Raw genomic sequence first — 24,757 nt, 5'->3', positions numbered from 1 at the left:
CGCGCCGGGTCTCGGGCCGTGACACGCCGAGGTAGCAGGACAGGGACCGCCCTCGATGACCATCGCGGAGGCGCGTCAGCATGGTCCGGTAGCGGCTGGTGTGCGCCATGCCCTACACAGGAGAGCGAATTCGCAGACGCCGAGCTGCCGCTTCAGGTGGTGCCCTTGGGCGGAAGGTCCTCTCCTAGCGCGCGCCGCAGCCGCACGTTGAGCCCTTGGATACCGGCACGCACGTCTGCCTTCGAATCATTGGCGATGAGGCCACATTGCACGATGTCGTGCCGCAGCCGAGCGAGCAGGGCAGCGAAGACCTCTTGCGGACCTTCGTCCACCAGGAAGATCAATTCCAGGTGCGCAGCTACACCGATCAGCACCTTGAGATCTTCTTCAGCCAGGCGCCCCGTGCCTGTCTCGTTCTGGTCGCTCATTCTCCTACTAGACCAGCCACGAGCCTCATTCCTCGGGCCGGGAGTGAGGTTCTGCCACCAAGGGCTGACCCGCGTTCCTCCGATGAGCCGCGTGACCGAGCGGGCGGCTGGCGAGTTGAGCCACGGATGACCCCTGGTCAACCCACGGACGGTGAGGTGCATGGACGACGGAGAACGCGAGCAGGCGCTGCTCACCGCCCTGACCACCGAGCATTTCGTGCTTCAGACCTCCCGCAGCACGACCGTCACCGAGTCGGTTGGTCGGGCGACCGTCTTCCTGTCCATGCTCTCTGCCGCGCTGATCGGGCTCGGCTTCGTCGCCAGCAACGCCGCGTTCGTCCGGCCGTACCTCGGGGCGGTGCTGCCGACGCTGGTGATCACCGGGCTGCTCACATTCCTGCGGCTGGTGCAGAACATGGTGGAGAACGAGCTGGATCTCGCGCGGATCCAGCGCATCCGGGCGTACTACCATCGCCGGCTGGCCGGCGACCACGACTTCTTCGTCGACGCGGTGCAGGGCGAGGGCATCATGCGGGCGACCTGGGCGGCGGTCGGTAACGCACCCCGGCGGGCGCAGCTGTTGCTGACTACGGCGGCGATGGTGGGCGCGGTGAACGGGCTGTTGGTGGGGCTCGTGGTCACGCTGCTGGCCGGGCTCGCGGGGCTGTCGTCCGGGTTCGCGATCGGCGTCGGCACCGTGCTGGCTCTGCTGGCCTTCGCCGCCGAGGTCGTCTACATCAACCGCGAGTCGATCTCCCAGCCCGGGTAGGGGTTACCCCGGGCCCGTTGCTGTCGGGACCCCCCGAAACGACATCTGGGCACCCACCCGTGAGGGTGAATGCCCAGATGATTGCTGGTGCGCCGCCAGGGACTCGAACCCCGAACCCGCGGATTAAGAGTCCGCTGCTCTGCCAGTTGAGCTAGCGGCGCTCGTTGGCAACGGAGAGAACACTAGCACGGCCCCTGAGCCGGGTTCCAATCCGATACCCGACTCCGCTCTTCGGTCGAGCTTACCGGGCAAAAGATCACTAAAGGCCCTGGCGCGCGGCTTCGGGGACCAAGGTCGGGCTCCGGATACGGCACGATGTCCGCCAGGCACGCGAGAACAGAGGTGGGAATGGGCAGGTTCACGCGGGGCGGGGCGATGGTGGGCGCTCTGGTCCTGGTGGCGTCGCTGGCACTGACAGGGTGCGGCGACGACGACAAGAAGGGTGCCGCGTTCGTCGGCGGTGGCGCTGCCACCCCGGGCACCAGCGCGCCGGCGTCCGACGACCCCGGGGCGACCACCGCACCGGCGCTCCCCAGCCTGTCGGTCACCCCGGCCGACGGCGCGGCGAACAAGCCGGTCAGCACCGAGATCAGCGCGAAGATCCCCGGCGGGGGCGAGGTGTCCTCGGTCACTCTCGTCTCGGCGGACGGCGACCGGGTCGAGGGGCGGATGCGCCGGGACGGCACCTCCTGGGTGCCGTCGACGCCGCTGGCGTACGGCACGAGCTACACCGCCACGGTGACCGGCACCGGCTCCGGCGGCGAGACGCACCGGGGCACCAGCACGTTCACCACGATGAGCAAGCCGAAGTCGATGATCAACTCCGGCCTCTACCTCTTCGACGACAAGTCGTACGGGGTGGCCATGCCGGTGGTCGTCGAGTTCCACCCGGGCATCCCGAAGAAGGACCGCGCGGCGGTGCAGAAGCGGATGTTCGTGAAGACCGACCCGCCGCAGCCGGGCGCCTGGCACTGGGTCTACAACGGCACCCAGGCCTACTACCGCGCGCCGGAGTACTGGCAGCCGGGCACCACGGTCGACGTCCGGATCGCGCTGGCCGGCATGCCGCTGAGCAACGGCCGGTACGGCAACGTCGACCGGTCGGCGACCGCGAAGATCGGCCGCTCCTTCGTGATGAAGGTCGACAACGCGACCAAGAAGATGGACGTCTACGAGGACGGCAAGCTGACCCGCACCTTCCCGGTCAGCCTGGGCAAGAAGAGCACTCCCTCCTCCAGCGGCACCATGGTGGTGATGGAGAAGAAGGAGAAGACCGTCTTCGACACCATGGACGATCCCGACCCGGCGAACCGCTACCGCACGGAGATCGACTTCGCCCAGCGGCTGACCTGGGGCGGCGAGTACATCCACGCGGCTCCCTGGTCAGAGGGGGTGCAGGGCCGGCAGAACGTCTCGCACGGGTGCGTCAACGTCTCGATGGCGGCCGCCCGCTGGCTCTTCGAGCGGACCAGGATCGGTGACCCGATCACCGTGAAGGGCACCGAGCGGAAGGTCGACCCGGGCAACGGCTGGACGGCGTGGAGCCTGAGCTGGTCGGAGTTCGTCGAGGGCAGCGCCCTGCCGGTGCCCAGGGGCGGGTCCGGCCCGCTGCTCTGAGCGACATCGCGGGGTCGGCCGTCGCGCCGGCCCCGCGAGCACGAGCCAGCCTCACCAAAGCCGCTCATTTTACCGTCATTCGTACACAACGATCGGCGTGTTCCAGTTCACGGGCGGCAACCGGCCGGCGCTTTCCCACGTCAGTAAGAGACGATGGGGCATCGGGGACCACGACTGCGAGGGAATCATGCGAGCTGTCCAGGATCAGCTGTCCCGGCGCGTCGGCCGCCGCCGCGCGCTCGCCGCGGGGCTGCTCGCCGCGGCGCTGACGCTCACCGCCGGCTGCACCGGCTCCGACGGCGACAAGCCGTCGAGCTGGCAGGGTGCGAACGAGACACCCCCGAAGGCCGCGGCCACCATCACCGCGCCGAAGGCCGACGCGACCGACGTCCCGGCCACCACCGGCATCACCTTCACCACGACGGAGGCCGAGGAGACCACCGTCGAGCTGAAGGACGACGCCGGCGAGGCCGTCGAGGGCGCGCTCGCCGCGGACGGGAAGACCTGGCTGCCCACCGACACCCTGAAGTACGGCCAGAAGTACACCGCCACCGTCACGGCGACCGGTGACGACGGCAGGCCGGCCACGGCGACCAGCGCCTTCACCGTGATGGCCGAGCCCGACAAGCAGATCCGGGTCACCAGCTTCCTCGGTGACGGCCAGGTGGTCGGTGTCGGCATGCCGCTGATCGTCAAGTTCGGCCGGGCCATCCCCCGGGACTACCGCGACGACCTCCAGCGCCGGATGACGGTCACCTCCACCCCGGCGCAGGAGGGGATCTGGCACTGGGTCAGCCCCACCGAGGTCCGCTACCGGCCCAAGGAGTTCTGGCGGTCGGGCAGCACCGTGTCGTACAAGATCCGGGCCGCCGGGCTCCCGCTCGGCGACGGCTGGTACGGGCGCTCCGACCTGACCGTGGACGTCAAGATCGGGCCGTCGCTGGTCATGCAGGTGGACAACAGGACCAAGCGGATGACCGTCACCAAGGACGGCACGGTCGTCAAGACCATCCTGGTCAGCCTCGGCAAGCCGACCACCCCGTCGTCCAGCGGCACCATGGTGGTGATCGAGAAGCTGCGCAAGACGGTCTTCGACACCCGCGCCGAGCTCGGCCCGCAGGAGGGCTACCGGACGGACATCGACTTCGCCCAGCGGATCACCTGGGGCGGCGAGTTCATCCACGCCGCGCCCTGGTCCGAGGGGAAGCAGGGCAGCGTCAACGTCTCGCACGGCTGCGTCAACGTCTCGATGGCCGACGGCGCCTGGCTCTTCGCCAACACCCGGATGGGTGACCCGATCACCGTCAAGGGCACCGAGCGCAAGCTCCAGAACGGCAACGGCTGGACCGACTGGAACATGAGCTGGGACGAGTACGTCAAGGGCAGCGCCCTGCCGTACCAGCCGGCGGCCGAGCAGAGCGCCGGCGCGGGCGACGAGCCGACCGTCCAGGCCACGGTCGAGGCGACCCCCTGACCGGCCCCGCAACGACGGAAGCCCCCTCCGCGAGGAGGGGGCTTCCGTGTCTGGGGTGACTGATGGGAATTGAACCCACGACAACCGGGACCACAACCCGGTGCTCTGCCAACTGAGCTACAGCCACCATGCCTTCCGCGCCGGTGACCCGGGCGGGTGCGGACTAATAATAGCCACACCACCGGCGGGCCCGTCCAGCGGGTTCCGCACCGCCGTGCCGGCGGGTCGCCACGCCGCTCAGAGCTGCGCGGCGATCCCCTTGGCCGTCTCCACGTCCGGCCCCGGCAGGGGTACGAAGATCGTCCGCCGGTAGTACTCCAGCTCCCGGATGCTCTCCCGGACGTCCGCCAGGGCCCGGTGCGCGAGCCCCTTCTGCGGCTGGCCGAAGTACACCCGCGGATACCAGCGGCGGGTCAGCTCCTTGAGGGAGGAGACGTCGATCATGCGGTAGTGCAGGTGGGCGTCGAGCCGGGGCATGTCCCGGGCGATGAAGCCGCGGTCGGTGGCGATCGAGTTGCCGCAGAGCGGCGCGCTGCGCGGATCCTTCACGTGACTGGTCACGTACTCCAGCACCATGTCCTCGGCCTCGGCCAGGGTCACCGTCGAGCGGCGGACCTCCTCGGTCAGCCCGGACTTGGCGTGCATGGTGCGGACGATCTCCGGCATCGCCTCCAGGGCCGCCTCGTCGGCGTGGATCACCACGTCCACGCCCTCGCCGAGCACGTTGAGGTCGCGGTCGGTGACGAGCGCAGCGACCTCGATCAGCGCGTCGGCACCGAGATCCAACCCGGTCATCTCACAGTCGATCCAGACGAGAAGGTCAGCCACCGGGACAGACTACGCGCAGCCCACCTCTCCGCGCCTCGGCACCGGTGGCCGACGGGACCGCTAGGGTTTCCCCGTGCCAGCCGAATCCGTCGCGCCACCGGCCGTCGCCCCGGACGACCAGCGCGGCCGTACGCTCCGCCGGATCGTCACGGTGCTGGCACTGGCGGCCGTGCTGCCGGCGCTCTATCTGCCGGGCCTGGTGCACGACTTCTTCGACCTGAAGATCTACATGCGGGCGATGGACTGGTGGGCGGCCGGGCACCCGCTCTACGACTACGTCCAGCCGGACCGGGTGCAGGGTGAGCTCTACTTCACCTACCCGCCGTTCAGCGCGCTGCTGCTCCGGCCGTTCGCGGCGCTCCCCCTCGGCCTCACCATCGCGATCTTCACGGCCCTCACCGGCATCGGCGTGGTCGTGACGACCCGCTGGCTGGTCGCCCCGCTGATCGCCCGGTACGGGCTGCCCCGGCTGTTCACCCTCACGGTGGCGGTGCTGCTGGTCTTTGCGGTGGAGAGCACCCGGGAGACGATCACGTTCGGCCAGATCAACATGCTGCTGGTGGTGCTGATCCTGGCCGACCTGCTCTTCGCCGTACCCCGGGGGCGGCCCTGGGCCGGGGTGGGCGTCGGCCTGGCCGCAGCGCTCAAGCTCTTCCCGGGGATCTTCCTGCTCTACCTGCTGATCAGCCGGCGCTGGCGGGCTGCGGTGGTCGCGGGGGTGACCGCGACGGCGGCGACCCTGCTGGCGGCGGCGCTGGCACCGAGGGACTCGTGGCGGTTCTGGACGCACGAGCTCTGGGCGACCGACCGCGTCGGCCGCACCGACTACACCGGCAACCAGTCGCTCTTCGGGCTGCTGAGCCGGCTCGACGCCCCGGCGAAGCCGCCCCAGCTGGTCTGGCTGGCCCTGGTGCTGGTGGTCACCGGGTTCGGCCTGTGGCGTGCGGCGCGGGCCGCCCGGGCCGGTGACGAACTCACCGGCCTGACCCTGACCGGCCTGGTCGGCGGGCTGGTCAGCCCGATCACCTGGACCCACCACATCTACTGGTTCATCCCCGCCGTGGTGGTGCTGGTGGACGCGGCGCTGCGCACCGGCCGCGGCACCGACGAACAGCGGCGGCGCTGGGGGCTGCTCGCACTCGCCGTCGGCACCTCCGCCGTGATCATCTACGGCGTGGTGTCCTTCCAGGACTGGGGCATCGCGGCGGTGCCCACCGACTCGCCCGGCGAATTCGTGTTCCGCAACGAGTACGTGCTGCTCGCGCTGCTGCTGCTGGTGACGCTCCCGGTGCGGCGGGAGGCCCGGCCCACACCCGCCCGGGGATAGTTGCGCCAAATGGACAGACGTTCCCATCCACGGCGTACCGGGGTTAATCTGGCAACACCTACCCCAGGCGTCTCTCGGGTAGCACCGATCCCCCGGTGATGGACGGCCCTCCGCGTCGGCAGCGCGGAGGGCCGTCCGGCGTCCCGCCGGTCAGTCCCGGCCGGCGTCGCTCTCCGGGGCGTGCGGCGGCCACGCCGGCAGGTCCGCCAGCGTGGTCGGGCGGGCCGGCGCCGCGCCGATCGCCGGCACCCCCGAGCCCACCGACACGAGCTGCCGCTCCGGCTCCGGCTCCGGCACGCCGAGGCCGCTCAGCGAGCTGACCCCGAGCCGGCCGGCCAGGACCGGCACCTGGTCCGGCTCCACCACGAAGACCACCTCGCGCGGGCGTACCGGGCGCAGCAGCACCAGGGCGGCCAGGCCGATCAGCAGCAGGCCACCGGCCAGCAGCGCCCAGGCGGCCGGGTCGAGCCAGCCGACCCGCAGCTCCGCGCGCGACTCCAGGGCGAGCTCGGCCCGCCCGTCCGGCCGCATGATCACCAGGCTCAGGCCCCGGCCGGCCAGTTCGGCGGGGCTCCACTCGATCACGCCGATCCCCTCGCGTACCCAGAAGGGCCGACCGAGCGGGCCGGCCGCGGGCGCGCCGACGGCCCCGGCGGGGGCGGCGGGCGTCGCGTCGGTGAGCCGGACCGGCAGCGGACCGCGGGCCGGCGCCACCCGGTCGACCGTGACGTACGGGGTCGGCGCGAGCCAGCGGCGCACCTCGGCGGCGGGGGCCAGGCCGAGGAATGCGGGGCCGTCCACGGTCCGGGCGGTCAGCCGCAGCCGGGCCGGACCGAGCCGGGTGAACGGCGCCTGCTCGCGCAGCAGCGCGTCGACGTCGGCCACCACCACCGCCCGGCCGGCGGTGCGCACCGGCTCGACGCGGGCGCCGAAGGTGCCGTCCGAGGCGGCGTGCCGGGCGACCGTCCACAACCCGCCCCCGAGCAGCAACGCCGGAATCCCGACGACCAACAGCAGCATTCCGGCGAGCGCGCGCACGAACCGCATCCGTTTCGTCTCCTTCGGTGACCGGGTACCCGGCAGACCTTACCGACGGGAGCGCCGTGATCTGCGGATATCAGCGGGGACGGCGTGGATGCGACGACCGGCCCGGCGGAGGTGCTCCGCCGGGCCGGTCGGGAACGCGGCTCAGGCCTTCGGCGCCGCCGGACGGCGGGTACGGGCCAGCGCGAGGCCGCCGAGGACCAGCCCGGCCAGCCCCGCCACCAGACCGGCGACGGCCAGCCCGGTGGACGCGCCACCGTCCTCGTCGGCGGCGTCGGCCGGCGCCGCCGGTGCCGCCGTGGGCGACCCCGACGCGGCGGTCAGGGTGAGCACCGGGGCAGGGTTCTCCGACTCGGTGCCGCCGGTGGGCTCCTCGATCCAGCGCTGCACGTTGCCGTCGGAGTACGTCTGCAAGGTCTTGAAGACCATCGTGTCGACCTGCGGCAGCGGCCCCATCGACACGGGGAACTCCTGGAACTGGCCCGGCTTGATCCCGGCGTCACCGGTGGCCGTCCAGGTCAGTTTCGACACCGCCTCGGTGAGCTGGCTGCCGTGCACCTCGACCGGCGGGTCGACCTTGCGCTTCTCCACGGCCACCGTCCAGCCCGGCACCGGCAGGGTGGAGACGGAGCCGACCGGGGCGTTCTCCGGCAGCACCACCTCCACCTTCGTGGTGGCGGCGGTGTCGCTCTCGTTCGGCACCCGGAAGGCGAAGCGGCCGTAGCCGCCCTGGGTCGCCTGCTTCGGGTCCACCGAGACGTGCGCGGAGGCGGGCCCGGCCAGCCCGAACACGGCCGTGGCGAGGGCGGCGAGGGTGAGCGCGGCGGCGGTTGCGGGACGCCGGAGACGGATCATTGCGTGAGCGCCTTTCGGTTACCTGATCGGCACGGTGGCGGTCACCGTGGCCTGGTCGATGTCGGAGATGCGGACGGTGAGGCGGAACTGCCAGTCACCGGCCGCCGGGAGGCTGATCTCGCCGGTCGCGTGGTTGTCGGTCAGCGGCAGCAGCGGGACGTCGATCGGCTCGATTCCGGCCGACGGCAGCGCGGCGGTTGCCTTCCACTCGACCACCGGCAGCGGCTTGCTGTCCTTGCCGTAGGCGTACAGGTGCATCGAGTTGCTGCCCTTCTCGGCCGGGTCGATGTCCACCTGCAACTGGTAGAGCGGGCTGGTGAGCATGGCGGAGTACAGGCCGCTGGAGGTGCCGCCGGACTCGGCGGCCACGGTCCGGGCCGGGGTGGTCTGCACCAGCGTCGCCGACAGGCCGAGCACGGTCGCGGTGACCGCCAGCTCCACCCAGATGGCCCGGCGCACCGGCACCGGCCGGGCCGCGGCGGTCCGCCGCCGCACCAACTGCCGGGAGTACGCGGCCACCCCGATCACGAGCCCGAACAGGATGATCTTGGCGAGCAGCAGCCGCCCGTACGCGGTGTCCACCAGCGCGCGCGGGGTGGCCACCTCGATCAGCCCCTGCACGGTGCCGGCGAGCAGCAGCGCCGCCACCGCCAGCGCCGCCCAGCGGGACCAGATCGGCAGGATCGCCCCCAGTTCCCGCTCGTCGGCCCGGCGCAGCAGGAAGACCGCGAGCATCACCAGCCCGCCCAGCCAGACCGCCATGCTGCCCAGGTGCACCGCGTCGACCGCCACCGACACCGCCGGCGCCGGGGAGGCCGCCGGGTGCCCGGCCAGCGACCAGGTGAACAGGGCCGCCACCCCGAGCACGCCCAGGATGATCCCGTCGGTGCGGCCCGGCGGCCCGGCGGTCAGCGGGCGCAGCAGGAACACCGCCGCCGCCAGCAGGCCCAGCCGGACCAGGTGCGCGGCCCCGTACGCGCTGCCGAACACCTCGGCGACGCCCGCACCGGTGACGTCGAACAGTCCCCCACCGGCGGTGTACGGCACCTGCAACCACATCTCGGCCACGGTGGCCACCGCCAGCAGGCCGACGCCGGCCCAGAGCAGCCGGGCCGGACCGCGCCGGGAGAGGCGGTACGGCCAGAGCGCGGCGAGCACCAGCGCCGGGCCGACCACCAGCAGCAGCCCCACGTAGCTGAGGTACTTGCCGACCTTCACCGCCGCGCCCACCACCGGGTCGGCACGGTTGTCCGACCCCGAGTCGGTGGGCGGCGGTGAGGGCGCCCCGACCGAGTAGGTGAACGCACCGGAGACCGGGTGGCTGTCGGCGGAGATCACCCGGTAGCTGACCAGATAGGTGCCGCGCGGCCCGGACGGGTCGACGGGCACCGTCACCACCGACCCCTTGAAGGACGGCTCCCCCCGGTCGGCGCGGGAGCCGTCCGGGGCGATCACCCGGATCTTGCCGGGCACCCTGCGGACCGACTCGCTGAAGGTGAGCACCACCTCGGCGGGGCCGCTCGGCACCACCGCCGACGCCTGCGGGCTGCTGCTGGCCAGCACGGCGTGGGCGCTCGCCGGGGACGCCGGGGCGAGCAGCAGCGCGACCAGGGTGACCAGCAGGCCGGCGGCGGCGCCCAGCCGCGCGTACCGGCGACGATCGACAGGGTTCATGCCGGCCATGCTCGCCGACCGGGCGCGGGGTCGACCACCCGGCCCCGCCCGCCGCGCCGCACCGCCAGCCCCGGCCCCGGACGTGACCGCACTTCCGGCGCTGGTCCCGGCCGGGCTCACCCGCGTCCCGCCACGACCGAGGCGCGCCACGGCCGGCCGGTGTCGCCGCTGGTCCGCCCCAGCGCCCAGAGCAGTCCGGCCTGCGCCACGGCGGCCAGGTGACCGGCCTCGTGCACCAGCGCGGTGGTCGAGTTGGCGATGTCGACCACGCTGGTGCCGGCCAGGCAGACCGCCAGCACCAGCGCCACCGGCAGGAACGCCCGGGCCCGCTCCGGCCGCCAGGCGGCCAGCGCGAACCCGACGGCCAGGGCGACGTCGAAGGAGGCCATCTCCCGGCTGGCGTGCGGGTCGGCCGCCACCCCGAGCCCGGCCAGCAGCAGCGGCAGCGCGACGGCGAGCTGAGCCACCGCGGCCACCGCCACGGCGATGCGCAGCACCTGCCGGCGGGCCGCCCGGACGGCCGCCGGGGAGCGCCGGGCCAGCACCGGGTCGGCGGCGACCGCGGCCAGCACCTCGGCGGTCAGGTCGGGCACCCGCACCGACCGGACCCGGGTGAGCCGGGTCACCCGCTCGGCCCGGTCCAGCCAGCTACGGCAGCCGGGGCAGCCCTCGGTGTGGGCGTTCAGCACCTCCGCCGGGGCCTGCGGGTCCTCGCCGTCCAGCCGCGCCGACAGCGCCACCCGTACGTCGTCGCACTTCATGAGCAGGTAGTCGGGCGGGGGCGGGGAAAAGTTCCCGACGTGAGCGGGGCCATGGAAAGGGCCGAAGGGCCCTGCCCACCACCGCCACGCCGCGTAACCTCGTCTGTCGTGATCCCTGCCCCGCGCGACACCGCCGCCGCCGGCCGTACCGGTGTGGACCACGGCGCTGGGCGGGAGTCGGCGACGGGCTGGGCGCTCGCCGCCCGCGACGGCGACCCGGTGGCCCAGGCCGCGTTCGTCCGCGCCACCCAGGCCGAGGTGTGGCGCTTCGCCGCCGCGCTGGTCGATGCGGACAGCGCCGACGACCTCACCCAGGAGACCTACCTGCGGGCGTTCCGCGCCCTGCCCTCCTTCCAGGGGCGCTCGAGCGCCCGGACCTGGCTGCTCGGCATCGCCCGGCGGGCCTGCGCCGACCACCTGCGCACGGTGGTCCGCCGCCGGCGCCTCGACGAGCGGCTCGCCGCCCACGCGCACACCGGCCACCCGCACCCCGACCCCGCCGGCCAGCTCGGCGCCGTCGACCTGGTCCGCCGGCTGCCCGCCGAACGCCGCGGCGCGTTCGTGCTCACCCAACTGCTCGGGCTGTCGTACGCGGAGGCCGCCGCCGTGGAGGGGGTACCCGTGGGCACCATCCGGTCCCGGGTGGCCCGGGCCCGCACCGACCTGGTCGACGCCGTCGGCGACGCGCTCGCCGGCTGAGCCGTGGAACTTATCGAGGGGGCGGAACGACCAATGATCGTGACCGCAGCGCGCACCCGGGCCGGCCGCTGGCCCGCCATCCGCCCCTGGCTCGGCGTCGCCGCCCGACTCGGCCTGGCCGCCGTCTGGCTGATCGCCGGCGGGGCCAAGGTCGGTGACCTGGCCGCCTCGGGCCGAGCCGTCAACGCGTACCAGGTGATGCCGTACGAGGCGGCGACGGTGATCGGCGCGGCGCTGCCCTTCGTGGAGCTGGCGCTCGGCGTGATCCTGCTGCTCGGCCTGGCCACCCGGCTCGCCGCCGGCGTCTCCGCCGCGCTGCTGGTGGTCTTCGTCGCCGGCATCGCCTCGGCCTGGAGCCGCGGCCTGGCCATCGACTGCGGCTGCTTCGGCAGCGGTGGGCAGCTCGCCGCCGGGCAGGCCCCGAGCTACCTCCCGGAGATCCTCCGGGACCTGGGATTCCTGGCGCTGGCCGGATTCCTGCTGAGCTGGCCCCGCACCCCCGTCTCCGTGGACGGCTGGCTGGCGGGCGAACCACCCGTGGAGGACGAGGATGAGTAGTCGCAAGGGACAACGGGACGCGGCACGGGTGGTCCGGGAACAGATCGCCCGGGAGAAACGGCGCAAGCGGACCCTCTGGACGTCGGTCGCCGCGGTCGTGGTGCTGGTGATCGCCGGGCTGATCGGCTGGAGCGTCTTCCGTAGCCAGAAGTCGGACACCTTCACCACCCCGCCCGGCGCGAACCCGCCCGGCACCGGCATCGTGATCGGCGACGGTCCGGTCACCCTCGACCTCTACGAGGACTACCTCTGCCCGGCCTGTCGGCAGTTCCAGCAGACCAGCGGGGCGACGATCAACCAGCTGGTCGCCGACGGCAAGGCCAAGGTCGTCTTCCACCCGGTGGCCTACCTCAACCGCTTCTCCACCACCGAGTACTCGACCCGCTCCTCGGCCGCCTCCGGCTGCGCCGCCAAGGGCGGGAAGTTCAAGGAGTTCACCGACGCGCTGTTCGAACGGCAGCCCGCCGAGGGCAGCGCCGGCCTGAGCAACGACGAGCTGATCGACATCGGCGCGGGCGTGGGCCTGAACAAGGACGACTTCGGCTCGTGCGTCAAGGACGGCACGTACAAGGCGTGGACCGAACACGTGACCGACGACGCCAGCAAGGCCGGCGTCACCGGCACCCCGACCATCAAGGTCAACGGCACGGTCGTGGAGGACCGCACCCCGGCGGGGATCACCGCGGCCGTGGAGGCGGCCGGCAAGTGATCCCCAGCCCGCTGCGGCGGACCGGCCTGCTGCTCGCCGCCGCGCTCACCGCCCTGGTCACCCTCGCCACCCCGGCGTACGCGCACGGCGCCGACGCGCCCGCCGGCACCGACTACCGCGCCGAGGCCACCGGCCTCACCCCGGCCCGGCCGGGCCTGACGGTACGGGTCGTCGAGGCGGGCGCCCGGCTGGAACTGGTCAACCACACCGGCCGGGACGTCGAGGTGATCGGCTACTCCGGCGAGCCGTACCTGCGGGTCGGCCCGGACGGGGCGTTCGAGAACAGCCGCTCCCCCGCCACGTACCTCAACCGGACCCTGGCCGGCCGGACCGCGCTGCCGCCGGAGGCCGACCCCGCCGCGGCCCCGGCCTGGCGGCGGATCTCCGACGACTCCCGGGTGCGCTGGCACGACCAGCGGGCCCAGTGGCGGGAGTCCGGGGTGCCGGCGCAGGTGGCCGCCGACCCCGGCCGGGAACACCGGGTCCGGGACTGGACGGTGCCGGTCCGCGACGGCGCCGAGCCGCTGGAGATCCGGGGCACGCTGGACTGGGTGCCACCCCCGGACCCGTACCCCTGGTGGGTCGCCGCCGCGCTCGGCGCGCTGGCGATCGGCGCGGCCGGGCTGCTGTCGGCCGGCTCGGCCGACGGGGCGCGGGCGCTGCGCGCGGTCGGCGGGCTGCTGGCGCTCGGCGGCGCGGCCGCCGTCGTCCTCGCCGTCGGCCGCGAGCTGGACGCCGGGGCGGAGGGGCTCGGCGGGGTCCTCGCCGGACTGCTCGCCGGGCAGATCTGGCCGCTGGTCACCGGGCTCGGCGCGATCACGGCCGGCCTCTACGCGCTCGCCCGCCGGCCCGCCGCGGACTTCGCGCTGGCGCTGGCCGGGGCCTGCCTGGCGCTCTTCGCCGGCGTCACCAACGCCGCCGTGCTCGCCCGCGCGGTCGCCCCGCTCCCCTGGCCCGGCACCACCGCCCGGGTGCTGGTCACCCTGGTGATCGCCACCGGCGCGGGCGCCGTCGCCGTCGGCGTCCTCCGCCTGCACGCCGCGTCCCGGCTGGCGCCTGACCCCGCCGCCGCCCCCGAGCCCGCCACCCCCACGACCTGACCCCCCAACCCCGCCGCGCCCGCCCGCCCGCCGCCGCGCCCGCGTCGCCAGATCCGCGCAACTTCCTGGAAAGAGTGGCCTCCACGGCTCGGGAAGCCACTCCTTCTGGAAAGAGTGCGATCTTGGGCCCCGTTGGTGGCGGGTGGCCGCCTCTCGGGCGGCCGGGCCCGTCAGGGGCGGTGGGGGGCGGTGCGGGGGTCGAAGCCGTACGGGAGTTCCAGGCGGTGGCGGGCCAGCAGGTCCGCGTCGGTGAGGATGTCGGGGGTGGGGGCGTCGGCGACGATCCGGCCGGCGTCGAGGATGACCGACCGTTCGCACAGCTCCGCCGCGTACGGCAGGTCGTGGGTGACCATCAGCAGGGTCACCGGCAGGCCCCGCAGGATCTCCGCCAGCTCCCGCCGGGCGGCCGGGTCGAGGTTGGACGACGGTTCGTCGAGCACCAGGACCTCCGGGCGCATGGCGAGCACGGTGGCCACCGCCACCCGGCGGCGCTGCCCGAAGGAGAGGTGGTGCGGCGCCCGGTCCCGATGCGCGCTCATCCCGACGGCGGCGAGGGCCTCGTCCACCCGCTGCGCCAGCTCCGCGCCGCGCAACCCCAGGTTGGCCGGGCCGAACGCCACGTCCTCCGCCACGGTGGGCAGGAAGAGCTGGTCGTCCGGATCCTGGAAGACGATGCCGACCCGGCGGCGGATCTCGGCCAGGTCGCCCCGGTCCTTCGTCACCGCCATGCCGCCCACGCTGACCGACCCCTCGGTCGGGGTGAGGATGCCGTTGAGGTGCAGCACCAGCGTGGTCTTGCCGGCACCGTTCGGCCCGAGCAGCGCCAGCCGCTCGCCGCGCGGCACGGTCAGGTCCACCCCGTGCAGGGCCACGTGACCGTCCGGGTACGCGTACCGGACGCCACGGACGTCGAGGGAGGCGGTGGTCTGCACATCCCCGATGATGTCAGCCCGCCCGATCATGACAGCACGGCGGCGGTCGCGGCGATGCCGACGGCGACCAGCGGGACGCTCGCGCCGGCCAGCCACTGCCCCGTGGTGGCTGCCCCCGCGCCCTGCCACACGGCCGGCATCCGACCCGTGTAGCCGCGCGACACCATCGCCAGGTAGACCCGCTCGCCGCGCTCGAAGGCGCGCAGGAAGAGCGCGCCCACCCCGGCGGCGAACCCGCGTAGCTGCCAGAGGAAACGCGGGTCGTCGCCCCGGGAGACCCGGGCCACCCGCATCCGGCGGGCCTCGCCGACCAGCACGTCCAGGTAGCGCAGCATGAACGTGGCGATCTGGGTGAGGATCTGCGGGCAGCGCAGCCGGTCCAGCCCGAGGATGAGGTCCCGGGTGGTGGTGGTCGCGGCCAGCAGCAGCGAGGCGAGGACGCCCAGGGTGCCCTTGGCGACGATGTTCCACGCGCCGTGCAGGCCGTCCACCGAGAGGCTGAGCCCCGCCACCTCGGTCCGCTCTCCCGCGCCGAGGAAGGGCAGCGCGACGGCGAAGAGGACGAACGGCAGCTCGATCGTCGCGCGCGTGAGCAGCCAGCGGGGACCGACCCGGGCCAGCGCGGCCACCGCGGCGACCAGCAGGGCGTACCCGCCGAAGGCCCAGAACGCCTCGCGCGGGGTGGCCACCACGGCGACGGTGAAGAGCACCATCGCCGCGATCTTCACCTCGGGGGCCAGCCGGTGCACCGGCGAGGTCGACTCCCGGTAGAGGACGTGCGCGTGTCCCGCGCCCATGCCGCGTACCCCCGCTCAGCCGGCGGTGCCGGTCGGCTGCCGGCCCTCGTCGGCGGCCCGGACGCCGGCCTCGGGGCGGTCGTCGGCGGGGCGGTCACCGGCCTCGGGGGTCGCCGGGCCGCGGCGGCGGAGCAGCCAGAAGGCGCCGCCACCGATGGCGAAGGTCAGCAGGACGCCGAGCACCCCGGAGAGGCCGGTGGAGAGGAACCGGTTGTCGACGCCGCGGATGCCGTAGCCGGCCAGCGGGCCGTCGGCCAGCTCGTGGTCCCTGGACTGCTGGGCCGGGCAGGAACCGCCGGTGATCTCTCCGTCGGCGTTCACCGTGCAGCCCCTGAGCAGGGAGGAATCCAGCCCGTCCGGGTGCGACGAGGCGTAGTTGCTCAGCACGCCGGCGAGCAGCAGGGCGACCAGCAGGCCGACCGCGACGAACCCCCGGGTACGCGTCCTCACCGGACACTCTCCACGGTCGGGACGGGGGCCGGCCTGGCCGGCCGCAGGTTGCGTAGGGCGTAGACCAGGTCGGGGCGGACCTTGGCCACGGTGACCACCGTGGTCGCGGTGATCAGGCCCTCCCCGATGCCGATGAGCAGGTGGACACCGGCGATCGTGCCGGCCAGGCCGGTGATGTTGCCGCCCAGGTCGGTGGTGCCACCCAGCCAGTACTGGAAGACGAAGCCCTGGCTGGCGACCAGCACGCTGACCAGCGCGGAGACGAACGCGGTGACGCCGAGCCCGGCGGGGGTGCGCGGCAGCACCCGGAGCAGACCCGCGATCAACAGGTACGCCGCCGCGGTGCCGAGCAGCGCCATGTTGGTCACGTTCAGGCCGAGCATCGCCACCCCGCCGTCGCCGAAGACCAGGGCCTGCACGATCAGCACGACCGCCACGCAGAGCGCGCCCACCCAGGGCCCGACCAGCAGCGCGGCGAGCGCGCCGCCGAGCAGGTGGCCGCTGACCCCGGCGGTGAAGATCGGGAAGTTGATCATCTGCACGGCGAAGATGAAGGCGGCGACCAGCCCCGCCATCGGCGCGAGCCGGTCGTCGAGGTCGCGCCGGCCGCGCAGCACGCAGACCGCCAGCGCGGCGAGCGCGACGGCCGCGAAGATCCCCGCCACGGGACCGTTGATGATCCCGTTCGAGATGTGCATCGCCAGGGTGTCCACCGGCTCAGCTTATTTCCACGACCTCCTTGTTGCCGAGAAGTGGCAACAAGGCATGGTGTTGATCACCGCCGGTCCCGGCGCGCGTCATCCGGACCGTCACCCGCCGGCGGTATGGTCACCGCCATGACCGCGCCCGACCGCCTCGCCCCCGGCGACCCCGCCCCCGACTTCACGCTCCCGACCGACACCGGCGACACGCTCTCCCTGGCCGACCTGCGCGGCCGCCGGGTCATCCTGTACGCCTACCCGGCCGCGATGACCCCCGGCTGCACCAAGCAGGCCTGCGACTTCCGCGACTCGCTCGCCTCGCTCCAGTCCGCCGGCTACGAGGTCGTCGGCATCTCCCCGGACAAGCCCGAGAAGCTGGCCAAGTTCCGCGAACGCGACGCGATCACCTTCCCGCTGGTCGCCGACACCGACAAGGCGGTACTCACCGCGTACGGGGCGTACGGCGAGAAGCAGATGTACGGCAAGACCGTGACCGGGGTGATCCGCTCGACGTTCGTCATCGACCCGGACGGGAAGGTCGAGCACGCGTTCTACAACGTCAAGGCCACCGGGCACGTCGCCAAGCTGCGCCGGGACCTCGGGCTCGACTGAGCGTGTCAGACCCGGCCACTACGGTGCGTACGTGGTCCGGTACAAATACACGCCCGAGGCGCTCGCCGAGGCGGCCGCCGCCGCGCACTCGACAGCCGGGGTGATGCGCCTGCTGGGGATCCGCCTCAGCGGTGGGTCGCACGCGCACATCAGCCGACAGTTGAAACGGTTCGGCGTCGACACGTCCCACTTCACGGGCGGCGCGCACAACCGGGGTCGTCCCGGTCCGCGCCTCGATTCATCGGAAGTACTGGTCAGGCTGGCGCCGGGCGCCTACCGGACCCCGGGGTTCCGGCTGAGGCGCGCACTGGCCTCCATCGGCGTTCCCCAACAGTGCGAGATCTGCGGCGTCGGCTCGACCTGGCAGGGCGCCCCGCTCGTGCTGCACGTTGACCACGTCAACGGCGACTTCCTCGACAACCGTCCACCGAACCTGCGGCTGCTCTGCCCGAACTGTCACAGCCAGACGCCCACCTACGCGGGTCGCAGCAGCCAGGGCCCGTCGACCGCCGGGCCGCTCGCCCCCGCCGATCGGGCCACGACCGACCAGCGACAACTGGGGGGGCGAAGAGCTGCTCACACTGATCCGGCGCGTCGACGTAGGCGAGCTGACCACGACGGAGGCCGCCCGACGCCTCGGTTGCACGCGGGACCATGTCGGCAGGCTCCGGCGCCGGCTGAGGCAGACCGGCGCCGTCACGCCTCCGCTCCGCGTCCGGGCCCGTCCGGGGCCACGGCGCTTCGCCGAACCCGTGATCCGGTACGCGCTCGACCATCCCGAGTACGGGTCGCGCCGGATCGCGCGGGGCCTGGCGGAGTCGTCAGGCGGCGGGGTGGCGGTCAGCCACCGAACCGTACTGGCGATATTGAAGGAAGCCGGCCTCACCACCGCGACGGAGCGACGCTCTAGACTCAGCGGGTCGGCGGGAGTGGCGGAACGGCAGACGCGGTAGGTTTAGGTCCTATTGTCCGAAAGGACGTGGGGGTTCGAATCCCCTCTCCCGCACCAGGCAGCCGTGTCAGGCGCGTCACGATCTTTGGCTCACCGCGGCACCGCTCCCGCAGGATGGCCGGCGTGAGCCTGCGCTTCGTCCTCGATCCCGACCTCACCCCTGAGCTGCGCGAGCACATCCTCGCGCTCTGGGTGGACGTCACCAACGCCGGCGGCGCGGTGGGCTTCGTCGCGCCGGTCACCGCCGCCGAGGTCCGACCGGTCGCCGACGCCACCCTCGCCGCCGTCACCCACGGGCCGGACCGGCTCATGATCGGGTACGACGGCGACCGCCCGGTCGCGGTGCTGATCTTCGCCGACAACCGGTTCCGCCTGAAGGCGCACTGGGGGATCCTCAAGCGGGTGATGGTCCACCCCGACACCCAGGGCCGGGGGTACGGCCTCGACCTGATGCGGGAGGCGGCGCGCCGCGCCCCGGAACTCGGCTGGCGGGCGATCCAGGTGACGGTGCGCGGCGGCCTCGGGCTGGAGGCGTTCTACGAGCGGCTCGGTTACCGGGAGGTCGGCCGCCTGCCCGGCGCGCTCCGGGTGGCCCCCGGCGACGACCGCGACGAGATCCTCATGTGGCTCGACCTGGACCGGCCCGACGGCGGCGGCGACACCCACCGGACATCCTGCGCCACCGACTGATCGCCGGCGCCACCGACGGGGCGGACGGCCCCACGGACCGACGGCGAACGGCGGCGGGTCAGCCGCCGCAGCCGGCCGGGCGGGCGTCCCCCGCCGGCACCACGGGCGCGGCCACCGCGTCCAGCACGGCCGGAGCCGAGGCGGTGGCCGTCGGACCGGCCGGGGCGGCGCGCGACGGGCTGGGCGAGGCGGTGGCGGACGGCCGGGCGCTCGGCCACGCCGGCGCCGACCGGGTGGGCGCGGCCGCGCGTGCGGTGGACGACGGCGATCCGCCGTACATCCGCACGGTGGAGCGTTGCTGCTGGCCGGGCGCCATCCGGATGCCGGTGGCGGTGACCCGGTGGCCGTACACGTCGGTGACCCGGATCCCGTACGGGCCGGGGCCGGCACCGGAGTCGATCAGCCAGTAGTTGTAGTCCTGCCGGGCGCTGGCGCGCCAGGTGCCGGCGGAGCCCTGCCGCACCTCGACGGAGCGCAGCGGGTTGCCGTGGTCGCCGACCAGCACGGCGAACCACCACTGCGAGTCGCCCTCCTTGATCCGGAAGGTGAGCGGGCCGGGCAGCGGCGGGTCGACGACCGCGCGGTAGCTGACCCCGACGATGCCCTGGACCGGGTCGGCGATCCGGGCGAATGCCTCCCGGGACATGTCGAGGTGGCCGGGCTCGCACTCCGGGCACTGGTCCATGACGAGCACCCGGATGGTCCCCTTCGGACCGGTGACGTCGAGGTGGCCGCCGCAGGCGGCGCCCGCGCCGTACTCGCTCGGGCCGAGCGCCACGTAGAGCCGGTCGGCCGGCGCGGACGGGTAGGAGCAGTTCCCGCCGGCCCCCTTCGAGTCGTAGAAGGTGGCCTTTCCGGTGTGGACGGCACCGCCGAGGGGTGGTGCGGCCCGGTCGAGCGGCCCGGTGAGGCCGACCGGGGCGAGGGCCGGCGGGGCGGCGCAGGCGGGGGCGGCCCCGGAGCGCAGCGCGAGGCTCAGCCCGAGCACGGTGGCGAGCGCGGCGACGCCGCCCGCGGCCAGCCACCGGGTGCGGGCCGGGTGGGGTGCCCGGCGGCGGCCGGGCGCGGGGCGGGAAGCGATGTCGCCGGGAGCGCTACCGTCGGTCACGCCGGTCGATGCTGCCGGACCCGACCGACCCGGGGCAAGCCGACTAAGACAGAGCTAAGGGTCACTCCTCGACCGTGACCTGGTCACCGACCGCCACGGCGCCGGGGCCTTCCGGCACCAGGTGCAGGCCGAAGAGCAGCTTCCTGCCGATGTTGCGGTGCCGGGCGAGGGTGCGCAGCGGCTCGTGGCCGCGTACCCCGGTCTCCTGGTCGGTGGTGGTCACCACGCAGCGGTCGCACGGCCCGGCGGCGCGGAGGACCGTGGTGCCGACGCGGAGCCGGCGGCCGGCCCAGTCGTCCTCGGCCCAGGCGGGCGTCCCGGCGACAACCAGGTTGGGGCGGAACCGGGTCATCGGCACCGGCTCCTCGCCGGCCTCGGCAAGCCGGTCGTTGAGCGCGTCGAGCGAGGCGGCACCCGCCAGCAGCAGCGGGTACTCGTCGGCGAAGCTCACCTGGTCACCGGTGTCGTGCTCGCGCTCGCCGGGGACGACGTGCCGGGTCGGGTGCCGCAGGTGGACCAGGCGGACCGGCCGGCCGAGCAGGGCGGTGAGCCAGCGGTCGGCGGCCTCGCCGGCGGGTACCGCGTCGACCGCGAGCCGGCTGCGGAAGACCCGGACGCCGACGGCGTCGTCGCCGGCCGGCTCGGCGACGTCCAGGTCGGGGTGGCCGGCCGCGGCGAGCAGCAGGCCGCCGTCGCGCGGGGTGGCCCGCAGCCGGACCAGGTCGGTGGCCTCCCGCTGGGTGACGCCGACGCCGTCGGCGTCGACCACCATCCAGCGCCGGTCGCCGGCCAGGCCCCAGGGTTCGACGCGCGCCGCGTCGTGGTCGAGCCGGTGACAACCCTTGACGGGGTACGTGTGAATCGCGCTCAGCCGCACCGGCCTACCATGCCACGCCGATGCCGTCGCCGGGGTACCAGTGATCGACCGGCGTCTCCCGGTAGGCGAGGAAGCGCCGGCCGGTGCGTTCGGCGTGAGCGGCGAGCACGTCGGTGTGGGTGACGTTGTCGGTGAGCAGCATCGCGCCGGGGGCGAGCTTCGGCTCGACCGCGTCGAATTCGCGCTTCTCGTGGGCCCGGCTGTGGTCGCTGTCGTGCAGGAACAGGTCGACGGGCCGGTCCAGTGCGGCGATGGAGGCGATGGAGTCGCCGATGACCAGGTCGACCACGTCGGACCAGGGTGCGGTACGGGCGAGGTAGCCGGCCTCGGGGTTGATGTCCAGCGAGGTGAGCCGCCCGGGGTGCCCGTCGGCGGCGTTGCGCAGCAATGCGGCGGCGAGCACGCAGCTGCCCAGCCCCTTGTCGACGCCGGTCTCGACGACGTGGCCGGGCCGGATGGCGCGGACGATGGCGTACCAGCCGACGCGCCGGGCGTACCGGACCTGCTTGTCGGCCAGGCCGCGGCGGGCGGCGCCGGCGGTGGCCCGCTCGATGTGGCCGCGCAGCGTGTCGTCGGACTCGATCTCCTCGACGTACGCGCGGACCTGCTTGACGGGGGTGTCGCAGACGACGCTGACGAACCAGGTCAGGTGCTGGCGGCTCAGCTTGGTCAGCTCGTAGGTGTAGTTGTGGTGCTCGCGGGAGGTGAACAGCCAGCGGGCGGAGGTGCGGATGACCCTGGCGTCGTGCCGGGCGACGCGGCCGAGCCGCTTTGGGAAGGCGGCGACCGGCGCGAGGCGGGTGCGGGCGATGGCCCGGCGAAGCGTCGTTGCGTCCACGCCGAGGTTGTACCAGGTGAGGGGCGAAGAGTGGCGAAGAAAGTCTTGGATTCCCCGACCGGGTGGCCGGGGCTGACCGTCCGGACGAGGGTCCCCGGAGGCAAAGGGAAGTCAGTAGCATCGCGGCCATGTCAGATCGCCAGCAGCTCGCCGACTCCGAACCGCGCCTCTCCGCGTCCGAAGAGGATGTCGACGGTACGGGCCAGCCGTCCGCTCCGGCTCCACGTCGCCGTCGCGGCCGGCGTATCGCCCTGATCGTGCTGCTGGTGCTGGCGCTGCTGGCCGGCGGCGGTGTCCTCGCGGGTGGGCTGTACTACCGCTCGGTCAACTCCTCCATCGACCGGGTCGACGCGTTCACCGGGGTGCCCGAGGAGTCCCGGCCGCAGGTGGTCGCCAAGGGCGCGATGAACATCATGATTCTGGGCAGCGACTCGCGCGACCCGGAGAACACCGGGGGTTCGCGGACCGACACAATCATCCTGGCCCACCTGCCGAAGGACCGGTCGAGCGCCCAGCTCATCTCGATCCCGCGGGACACCTGGACGCACGTCCCGCGCTCCGACCAGGGCCGAGGCGGCCGCGACGCCAAGATCAACGCAGCCTACGCGTGGGGCGGTGTGCCGCTGATGGTGCAGACGGTGGAGAAGTTCACCGGGGTCCGCGTCGACCACGTGGCGATGGTCGACTTCGGCGGCTTCAAGGAGATCGTCGACGCCCTGGGCGGGATCGATGTCGACGTGGAAAAGAGCTTCACCTCGATCCACCCCCCGTTCCGCACCTTCAGTCCGGGCCAACAGCGGATGGACGGCGAGGCGGCGCTGGACTACTCGCGGCAGCGCAAGCAGTTCGCCGACGGGGACTTCGCGCGCATCCGGCACCAGCAGCAGGTGATCCGGGCGATCCTGGACAAGGCGGCCTCCGGCGGCCTGCTGGCCAACCCCGGCAAGCTGAACTCGTTCGTGAAGGCCACGTCGAACGCGGTGGCGGTGGACAAGTCACTGTCCGTCTTGGACCTGGCGATGGAGCTGCGTGGCCTGCGGAGCGGCAACCTCGCGTTCGTCACCTGCCCGGTGACGGGGACGGGCCGGGTCGGCACCGAGAGCGTCGTGTTCGCAGACAAGTCGAAGGCCAGGACGCTCTTCGACGCGGTCCGCCGCGACTCGGTCCCCGACATCGTGGCTGCCGGAAAGTAGGATTCCGGACTGCCTTGCCGGCTCTGGTGGCGCGGCAGGTTGGTTCGTATCCTTCGATCGCCCCCGGCGTTGCACACCTGGCCAGGGGTTCTCACGGGGGAAGGACCAACCATGTCACGCCTACCGGCGTTTAGTCACCCTGCTGCATCCAGATCGGACCTCGACGGAGCATCGCAGCAGCCAGTGGCAATGCAGGACGACACGACCGGCGGTGCGGGGATCACTGTGGTGATCCCCGCCGTCCGGTCGCCGAAGGAGACGCTGGCCGAGGCGGAGACGTCCACCGGTCTCGACACGACCACGGTGCTGCCTTACGCCAGCTCCCGGGCCTCGAAGCGCACGCGCGGGCTCCGGGCCTGGATGATGACGGCGCCCATCGACGTCGTCGCGCTGCTCGCGCCACTGCTGGTGACCCAGAACTACTGGCGCGGGACCCTGGTCAACGCCGGCCTCACGGTGGCCCTCTTCGCAGCCGGCGGGCTCTACCGGGCCCGCCGTCACGTCAGCATCCTGGACGAGCTGCCGAGCCTCGGCGGGCGGCTCCTGGCATCCGGCGCCGTGGTGGCCATCATCGCGGCCGAGCGTCACGACTCGGTGCCGTACGTCAGCGGGTTCATGCAGGACGTGGCGCTCTCCGCCGGCCTGGTGATCGTCGGCCGTGCGTTCAGCCGGAACTTCCTCATCATCGCGCGTAAGCGTCGGTGGGTGGAGCACAACGCCATCGTCATCGGCAGCGGTCCGATCGGCGGCGAGCTCGCCCGGCTGCTCCGGCGCTACCCGCAGTACGGACTGCGGTTCGTCGGCTGTGTCGACGCCTCGTCACGGCAGGGTGTCGGGTCGCTTCCACTGATCGGCACCCTCGACGAACTCGAACAACTCACCAGGCTGCTGAACTGCGAGGTCCTGGTCGTCGCCGACCCGGACTGCCCGGAGTCCACCCTGATGGAGATCCTGCTGCGGCCCGCCAGTTCGCGCTGCGACCTCTGGGTCGCGCAGCGCCTCTGGGGTTCCCGGTCCCAGGGCGGCTACCCCGACCACGTCGGGGCGATCCCCATCGTCAAGATCGGCGACACCTCGCTCACCGGTCCGCGGTGGAAAATCAAGCGGGCCTCCGACGTGCTCTTCGCCGCGCTGGCGTTGATCGTGCTGAGCCCGGTGCTCCTGCTCTGCGCGATCGCGACGTTCCTCGACGGCGGCCGCGGCATCTTCTTCTACCAGGAGCGGATCGGTCGGTACGGCGAACCGTTCAAGGTCATCAAGTTCCGCTCGATGCGCCCGGTCGACGAGCACGAGTCGCAGACGAACTGGTCCATCGCAAACGACCGGCGGGTGGGGCCGATCGGGCGCTTCATGCGCCGGACGTCGCTGGACGAGCTGCCCCAGCTCTGGAACATCCTGCGGGGTGACATGAGCGTGGTGGGGCCGCGGCCGGAACGGCCGTACTTCGTCGAAAAGTTCTCGGTCGAGTACCCCAACTACGCGATGCGCCATCGGGTCCCCGTCGGTCTCACCGGGCTCGCGCAGGTCAGTGGCCTGCGAGGCGACACGCCGATCTCCGACCGGGCGAGGTTCGACAACTTCTACGTCGAGAACTGGTCGCTCTGGCTCGACATCAAGATCCTGCAGCGCACCCTCGCGGAGGTCTTCCGCGGTGGTGGTCGCTGAGCCCGCCCCGCCGCCCGTAGTGGACGCGACACCCCCTGCCGCCCGTCCGCCGGGCCGCAGGGGTCGCCTATCGGGCGTCGCTGGCCAGCGCCTCGGCCA

At 73.1% G+C, this 24,757-nt stretch carries 26 protein-coding genes, 3 tRNA genes and 1 pseudogene; 14 read left to right on the top strand and 16 right to left on the bottom strand.

The window, feature by feature from the left end; all coding sequences use genetic code 11:
* Window position 1: 1 nt before the first annotated feature.
* Both AC5RWQ_RS19280 and AC5RWQ_RS19275 read right to left on the bottom strand, forming a co-directional pair.
* Window positions 2–112: pseudogene (locus tag AC5RWQ_RS19280) on the bottom strand (kinase); the annotation flags it as partial.
* Between the two features lie 40 nt (window positions 113–152).
* Window positions 153–428: a hypothetical protein gene (locus AC5RWQ_RS19275; RefSeq protein ID WP_494284091.1), complete on the bottom strand. Its 276-nt coding sequence runs from the start codon at window positions 426–428 to the stop codon at window positions 153–155.
* Window positions 429–588: 160 nt separating this feature from the next.
* Here AC5RWQ_RS19275 and AC5RWQ_RS19270 point away from each other — a divergent pair, with 160 nt between their 5' ends.
* Window positions 589–1,197, top strand: a complete 609-nt coding sequence (locus tag AC5RWQ_RS19270; protein ID WP_494284090.1) for a hypothetical protein — start codon at window positions 589–591, stop codon at window positions 1,195–1,197.
* A gap of 85 nt (window positions 1,198–1,282) precedes the next feature.
* Here the strand turns inward: AC5RWQ_RS19270 and AC5RWQ_RS19265 are convergent.
* Window positions 1,283–1,358: transfer RNA gene (locus tag AC5RWQ_RS19265), tRNA-Lys, on the bottom strand.
* Between the two features lie 187 nt (window positions 1,359–1,545).
* Between AC5RWQ_RS19265 and AC5RWQ_RS19260 the strand changes: the two genes are divergently transcribed.
* Entirely contained in the window at window positions 1,546–2,814 is a 1,269-nt protein-coding gene (locus tag AC5RWQ_RS19260) for a L,D-transpeptidase (RefSeq protein WP_494284089.1), read from the top strand.
* A 187-nt stretch (window positions 2,815–3,001) separates the two neighbouring features.
* Window positions 3,002–4,288 (top strand): L,D-transpeptidase, encoded by a 1,287-nt coding sequence (locus AC5RWQ_RS19255; RefSeq protein WP_494284088.1) that lies wholly within the window; start codon window positions 3,002–3,004, stop codon window positions 4,286–4,288.
* Between the two features lie 51 nt (window positions 4,289–4,339).
* On the opposite strand, the gene AC5RWQ_RS19250 is transcribed toward AC5RWQ_RS19255, so the two are convergent.
* Both AC5RWQ_RS19250 and orn read right to left on the bottom strand, forming a co-directional pair.
* A tRNA-His gene (locus tag AC5RWQ_RS19250) sits at window positions 4,340–4,415 on the bottom strand.
* A gap of 110 nt (window positions 4,416–4,525) precedes the next feature.
* A complete protein-coding gene (orn, locus tag AC5RWQ_RS19245; protein WP_494284087.1) occupies window positions 4,526–5,116 on the bottom strand; it encodes an oligoribonuclease in 591 nt (196 codons plus the stop codon).
* 73 nt (window positions 5,117–5,189) lie between these two features.
* Between orn and AC5RWQ_RS19240 the strand changes: the two genes are divergently transcribed.
* Complete coding sequence (locus AC5RWQ_RS19240; RefSeq protein ID WP_494284086.1) at window positions 5,190–6,443, top strand: glycosyltransferase 87 family protein; 1,254 nt, start codon at window positions 5,190–5,192, stop codon at window positions 6,441–6,443.
* Between the two features lie 150 nt (window positions 6,444–6,593).
* Here AC5RWQ_RS19240 and AC5RWQ_RS19235 read toward each other — a convergent pair whose 3' ends face one another.
* The 4 genes from AC5RWQ_RS19235 to AC5RWQ_RS19220 all read right to left on the bottom strand — a co-directional run bounded on the left by AC5RWQ_RS19235 (window position 6,594) and on the right by AC5RWQ_RS19220 (window position 10,777).
* Window positions 6,594–7,490: a hypothetical protein gene (locus AC5RWQ_RS19235; protein ID WP_494284085.1), complete on the bottom strand. Its 897-nt coding sequence runs from the start codon at window positions 7,488–7,490 to the stop codon at window positions 6,594–6,596.
* Between the two features lie 141 nt (window positions 7,491–7,631).
* Window positions 7,632–8,342, bottom strand: coding sequence for a YcnI family copper-binding membrane protein (locus AC5RWQ_RS19230; RefSeq protein WP_494284084.1), 711 nt, complete (start codon window positions 8,340–8,342; stop codon window positions 7,632–7,634).
* Window positions 8,343–8,360: 18 nt separating this feature from the next.
* Window positions 8,361–10,025, bottom strand: a complete 1,665-nt coding sequence (locus tag AC5RWQ_RS19225; RefSeq protein WP_494284083.1) for a copper resistance CopC/CopD family protein — start codon at window positions 10,023–10,025, stop codon at window positions 8,361–8,363.
* Window positions 10,026–10,132: 107 nt separating this feature from the next.
* On the bottom strand, window positions 10,133–10,777 hold the full coding sequence (locus tag AC5RWQ_RS19220) for a zf-HC2 domain-containing protein (RefSeq protein WP_494284082.1): 645 nt from the start codon (window positions 10,775–10,777) through the stop codon (window positions 10,133–10,135).
* A 108-nt stretch (window positions 10,778–10,885) separates the two neighbouring features.
* Here AC5RWQ_RS19220 and AC5RWQ_RS19215 point away from each other — a divergent pair, with 108 nt between their 5' ends.
* From AC5RWQ_RS19215 to AC5RWQ_RS19200, 4 genes are read left to right on the top strand one after another with little or no spacing between them, the layout of a single operon-like run.
* A complete protein-coding gene (locus AC5RWQ_RS19215; RefSeq protein WP_494284081.1) occupies window positions 10,886–11,476 on the top strand; it encodes a sigma-70 family RNA polymerase sigma factor in 591 nt (196 codons plus the stop codon).
* Window positions 11,477–11,515: 39 nt separating this feature from the next.
* Entirely contained in the window at window positions 11,516–12,034 is a 519-nt protein-coding gene (locus AC5RWQ_RS19210; RefSeq protein ID WP_494284080.1) for a MauE/DoxX family redox-associated membrane protein, read from the top strand.
* Window positions 12,027–12,743: a DsbA family protein gene (locus AC5RWQ_RS19205; protein ID WP_494284079.1), complete on the top strand. Its 717-nt coding sequence runs from the start codon at window positions 12,027–12,029 to the stop codon at window positions 12,741–12,743. Before AC5RWQ_RS19210 ends, AC5RWQ_RS19205 begins: the two co-directional genes overlap by 8 nt.
* Window positions 12,740–13,843 carry a hypothetical protein gene (locus AC5RWQ_RS19200; RefSeq protein ID WP_494284078.1) on the top strand — a complete coding sequence of 368 codons (1,104 nt, stop codon included), beginning with the start codon at window positions 12,740–12,742 and terminating at the stop codon, window positions 13,841–13,843. The genes AC5RWQ_RS19205 and AC5RWQ_RS19200 overlap by 4 nt, the downstream gene beginning before the upstream one ends.
* Before the next feature lie 170 nt (window positions 13,844–14,013).
* Here AC5RWQ_RS19200 and AC5RWQ_RS19195 read toward each other — a convergent pair whose 3' ends face one another.
* From AC5RWQ_RS19195 to AC5RWQ_RS19180, 4 genes are read right to left on the bottom strand one after another with little or no spacing between them, the layout of a single operon-like run.
* A complete protein-coding gene (locus tag AC5RWQ_RS19195) occupies window positions 14,014–14,787 on the bottom strand; it encodes an energy-coupling factor ABC transporter ATP-binding protein (RefSeq protein ID WP_494284137.1) in 774 nt (257 codons plus the stop codon).
* 14 nt (window positions 14,788–14,801) lie between these two features.
* Window positions 14,802–15,572: a cobalt ECF transporter T component CbiQ gene (gene cbiQ / locus AC5RWQ_RS19190; RefSeq protein WP_334492710.1), complete on the bottom strand. Its 771-nt coding sequence runs from the start codon at window positions 15,570–15,572 to the stop codon at window positions 14,802–14,804.
* Window positions 15,573–15,587: 15 nt separating this feature from the next.
* Window positions 15,588–16,022: a PDGLE domain-containing protein gene (locus tag AC5RWQ_RS19185; RefSeq protein WP_494284077.1), complete on the bottom strand. Its 435-nt coding sequence runs from the start codon at window positions 16,020–16,022 to the stop codon at window positions 15,588–15,590.
* On the bottom strand, window positions 16,019–16,735 hold the full coding sequence (locus AC5RWQ_RS19180; RefSeq protein ID WP_494284076.1) for an energy-coupling factor ABC transporter permease: 717 nt from the start codon (window positions 16,733–16,735) through the stop codon (window positions 16,019–16,021). Before AC5RWQ_RS19180 ends, AC5RWQ_RS19185 begins: the two co-directional genes overlap by 4 nt.
* Window positions 16,736–16,858: 123 nt before the next feature.
* Between AC5RWQ_RS19180 and bcp the strand changes: the two genes are divergently transcribed.
* From bcp to AC5RWQ_RS19160, 4 genes are all read left to right on the top strand, one after another.
* Window positions 16,859–17,335: a thioredoxin-dependent thiol peroxidase gene (gene bcp / locus AC5RWQ_RS19175; protein WP_494284075.1), complete on the top strand. Its 477-nt coding sequence runs from the start codon at window positions 16,859–16,861 to the stop codon at window positions 17,333–17,335.
* A gap of 752 nt (window positions 17,336–18,087) precedes the next feature.
* Complete coding sequence (locus AC5RWQ_RS19170; RefSeq protein WP_494284074.1) at window positions 18,088–18,288, top strand: IS3 family transposase; 201 nt, start codon at window positions 18,088–18,090, stop codon at window positions 18,286–18,288.
* Window positions 18,259–18,344, top strand: a tRNA-Leu gene (locus AC5RWQ_RS19165). Before AC5RWQ_RS19170 ends, AC5RWQ_RS19165 begins: the two co-directional genes overlap by 30 nt.
* 66 nt (window positions 18,345–18,410) lie before the next feature.
* A complete protein-coding gene (locus tag AC5RWQ_RS19160; protein WP_494284073.1) occupies window positions 18,411–18,977 on the top strand; it encodes a GNAT family N-acetyltransferase in 567 nt (188 codons plus the stop codon).
* 58 nt (window positions 18,978–19,035) lie between these two features.
* Here the strand turns inward: AC5RWQ_RS19160 and AC5RWQ_RS19155 are convergent, their stop codons facing one another.
* The 3 genes from AC5RWQ_RS19155 to AC5RWQ_RS19145 all read right to left on the bottom strand — a co-directional run bounded on the left by AC5RWQ_RS19155 (window position 19,036) and on the right by AC5RWQ_RS19145 (window position 21,800).
* Window positions 19,036–20,085 carry an expansin EXLX1 family cellulose-binding protein gene (locus AC5RWQ_RS19155; protein WP_494284072.1) on the bottom strand — a complete coding sequence of 350 codons (1,050 nt, stop codon included), beginning with the start codon at window positions 20,083–20,085 and terminating at the stop codon, window positions 19,036–19,038.
* Window positions 20,086–20,146: 61 nt separating this feature from the next.
* The gene (locus AC5RWQ_RS19150; protein ID WP_494284071.1) at window positions 20,147–20,962 is read right to left on the bottom strand and encodes an MOSC domain-containing protein; all 816 of its coding nucleotides are present in this window, start codon (window positions 20,960–20,962) and stop codon (window positions 20,147–20,149) included.
* Window positions 20,963–20,966: 4 nt separating this feature from the next.
* Window positions 20,967–21,800, bottom strand: a complete 834-nt coding sequence (locus AC5RWQ_RS19145; RefSeq protein WP_494284070.1) for a class I SAM-dependent methyltransferase — start codon at window positions 21,798–21,800, stop codon at window positions 20,967–20,969.
* Window positions 21,801–21,928: 128 nt separating this feature from the next.
* Between AC5RWQ_RS19145 and AC5RWQ_RS19140 the strand changes: the two genes are divergently transcribed.
* Both AC5RWQ_RS19140 and AC5RWQ_RS19135 read left to right on the top strand, forming a co-directional pair.
* Entirely contained in the window at window positions 21,929–22,993 is a 1,065-nt protein-coding gene (locus tag AC5RWQ_RS19140; protein WP_494284069.1) for an LCP family protein, read from the top strand.
* A 189-nt stretch (window positions 22,994–23,182) separates the two neighbouring features.
* A complete protein-coding gene (locus AC5RWQ_RS19135; protein WP_494284068.1) occupies window positions 23,183–24,658 on the top strand; it encodes a sugar transferase in 1,476 nt (491 codons plus the stop codon).
* Window positions 24,659–24,757: the final 99 nt, after the last annotated feature.

Source organism: Micromonospora sp. BS32 (assembly GCF_059089345.1).
Note: the sequence above shows the minus strand (reverse complement) of the source record. Positions and strands in the feature narration are given on the sequence as shown.